This is a genomic window from Micromonospora sp. KC721 (assembly GCF_004348355.1).
Lineage (GTDB): Bacteria > Actinomycetota > Actinomycetes > Mycobacteriales > Micromonosporaceae > Micromonospora.
In genome coordinates, this window is record NZ_SMJY01000350.1 from 1 (window position 1) to 2696 (window position 2696).

The window sequence follows — 2696 nt, forward strand, 5'->3', positions numbered from 1 at the left end:
GCCCCCGACCCCTGGTCCCAGGGTCGGGGGCCACCCCGCCCCGCCGAGTTCAGGCGGTGGCGACGGGGCGGCCGGGAAGCCCGGTGCCGGGGTGGTCGACGCCGGGGGCGGCTGGCGGTCGCGCCAACAGCCCGGTGACGCCGGTTATGTCGAGGATGGTTTCCAGGAAGCGCGGGATGTTACGCAGCCGGAGGGTGGTGCCGCAGTGCTGCCCCTCCCGCCACGCGTGCACGATGACAGCCAGCCCGGTGCTGTCGATGAAGAGCAGTTGGGCGAAGTCGAGGACGATGACGCTGGGACGTTCCGCGAGTGCCCGGTCGACCTCGGCGCGCAGCGGCCCGGCGGTGGTGAACGCGAGGTCACCGCCGATCGAGATGACCGGTGCTTCCGGATTCGCGCGGTCGACGGACATGCTCAGTGGAGCCGCCTCAGGCTTCCTCCCAGATGGCACCACGATCACCTTTCCGCAGGCTGCCGATCGGGCAGGGATTTCCCGGGATCGTAACAATCCCGCTCGCCGCCCGCTGCGGGCGCGCTGGCGCATCGGCTCGCAGGTGCGTTGGCGGCGGCCCGGTGCGCGGCTGGTCCCTCGGAAGGCTTCACGGCGGTCGCGGCGGTTCCGTTGCCGTGACTGCGTCACTGCTTATACTTGCTCCACTGCAAGGATCTGAGGGGTGCGAGTGAGAGGGGTGACCTTGACGTTCACCGTCACGCACAGCCCACGCGATGGCGGCGGGGTATGCCTGCGGCTGGCGGGGGAGCTGGACCTCAGCACCTCGGGTGAGCTGAATGACACCATAGACCGGCTGGCCGCCGAGGGTGAACGCCATTTGCTGCTCGACGTGTCCGCGCTGACCTTCTGCGATTCCACTGGCATCGCGGCGTTCGTCCGTGGTGACAACCGCGCCTCCGCGGCGGGGGGATGGCTGCGGCTGACCGGGGCGCGTGGCCGGGTCGACCGGGTGCTTCAGGTGACCGGGCTGGCCGACGTGCTCCGGTACGTGCCCGACGCGGTGGACCCGACAGTGTCTCCGCGTGCCTGATCGGCTAGATTCCCCGCCAGCGGGCGACCGGGGCAGGTGGCTGCCCGACCGTCGACACGAGACAGGTGTGAACCCCATGGGCCGAGGCGCTGTGCAGCCCGTCCGTATCCTGGTCGTCGACGACGATCCGGGCGATGTCCTGATGATCGAGGAGGCCCTCGTGGACTCGGCGATCGAAAAGGTCATCGACGTGGTCAGCGACGGCCAGGAGGCGATGGAGTTTCTGCGCCGCGAGGGGCGGCACACCGAGGCCCAGCGCCCGGACGTCATCCTGCTGGACCTCAACATGCCGCGGATGGACGGGCGGCAGGTGCTCGGCGAGGTCAAGCGGGACGAAGACCTACGGACCATCCCGATTGTCGTGCTCACCACCTCCAATGCCGACAACGACATCGTCGGCAGCTACACCCTGCAGGCCAACGCGTACGTGACCAAGCCGATCGACCTGGACGACTTCAACGACGTGGTCCGTCGCATCGACGAGTTCTTCGGCCGGGTGGTCGTGCTGCCCAAACGCGGCTGACGGGGGTAACCGAGGGTGACAGTCAGTTACTGAACATTTTTCCCGATTCCCTCCCCGGGGCGCCGCCGCGCGCCAGGATCGAGCTGGGTACAGGTACCAGCTTCCTGGGGGGCGACAGCATGAGATTCTCCGTCGTTGACAGCGGCTACGACTGCCGGCAGGTTGATTCCTGGCTGGACGAGCTGGGAGTCCGGTTGACCCGTCTGGCCGCGCGGGCCGAGGCGGCTGCCGGCACGGGCCGGGAGTGGGACCAGATCCGGCAGGAGGCGACCCTGCTGCGTGGGCTGGTCGACCGGTCAGGACTGGCCACCGGGGGTGCGCCGGCGTCTGCCCGCCGGGACGTCTCGGTCCTGGAGCGGGAGGCGGCCGAGATTCTCGCGCGGGCCCGCGGTGAACTCGACGCGGCGCGGGAGGAGGCCCGGCAGGTACGGGAGCGGGTCTACGCCGAGGCGGTACGGGCCCGCCGGGAGTTCGAGGCGGCGCTGCACGAGCGTCGCCGCCGCGAGGCACGGGCGGACCGGATCCTGGCCGGGGTGCCGACCGCGGTGGTGCCGGCGGAAACCCCGACCGCCGCGGCGTCGGCGGGCGGAGTGCCGGCAACCCGGATCGCCACCGGAACCTCGGAGGTGTCGGTGGAGCGACCGGAGCCGGGCACCAGGGTGGCCTGACCCGGCCTGGGTGCACTCAGGTCAACGCGGCGACCACCGTCCGCGCCCGCTCCTCGTGCTTGGCGTACGCGTCGGGGAAAGCGGAGACCTGCACGGCCTGTGCGGCGGCGGTGATGCTCATGTCCTGCCAGCCCGGCACCTCGCGCAGCGCGGCGTAGAACGCCCGGGCGGCGTAGGCGGGGCGCATGAGTTCAGCGACGGTGCCCCAACCGCTGCTCGGACGCTGCTGGAACAACCCGACCGAGTCGTGGTCGGCGCCGCTGCCCTGGTGCGGGTGGTCGAACGACTCGGGCAGCACGTCGCTGGCCAGGTTGTACAGGTTGCTCTCCTGCATCGCGGTGGCGATGGCGACCACCAGGCCCCGCTTCGGCATGCCCATCCCGACGCCCACGTCGACGATCACCTTGGCGTTGTCCATCTGCGTCTGGGTCAACCCGGCGACCGGCCGGGGCCGGGTGGGTC

General features: G+C 70.7%; 4 protein-coding genes and 1 pseudogene. 3 read left to right on the plus strand and 2 right to left on the minus strand.

Translation table 11 applies throughout. The features are described 5' to 3' along the window. Positions 1–49: 49 nt before the first annotated feature. The gene (locus E1182_RS30140; protein WP_132271127.1) at positions 50–412 is read right to left on the minus strand and encodes an STAS domain-containing protein; all 363 of its coding nucleotides are present in this window, start codon (positions 410–412) and stop codon (positions 50–52) included. A 277-nt stretch (positions 413–689) separates the two neighbouring features. Here E1182_RS30140 and E1182_RS30145 point away from each other — a divergent pair, with 277 nt between their 5' ends. From E1182_RS30145 to E1182_RS30155, 3 genes are all read left to right on the plus strand, one after another. Beyond that, positions 690–1043, plus strand: coding sequence for an STAS domain-containing protein (locus E1182_RS30145; RefSeq protein WP_243706504.1), 354 nt, complete (start codon positions 690–692; stop codon positions 1041–1043). Between the two features lie 76 nt (positions 1044–1119). Then, positions 1120–1566, plus strand: a complete 447-nt coding sequence (locus tag E1182_RS30150) for a response regulator (protein WP_132271128.1) — start codon at positions 1120–1122, stop codon at positions 1564–1566. Positions 1567–1685: 119 nt separating this feature from the next. Further along, positions 1686–2234 (plus strand): ATPase, encoded by a 549-nt coding sequence (locus tag E1182_RS30155; RefSeq protein WP_132271129.1) that lies wholly within the window; start codon positions 1686–1688, stop codon positions 2232–2234. A 16-nt stretch (positions 2235–2250) separates the two neighbouring features. On the opposite strand, the pseudogene E1182_RS30160 reads toward E1182_RS30155, so the two are convergent. Further along, positions 2251–2696: pseudogene (locus E1182_RS30160) on the minus strand (hypothetical protein); the annotation flags it as partial.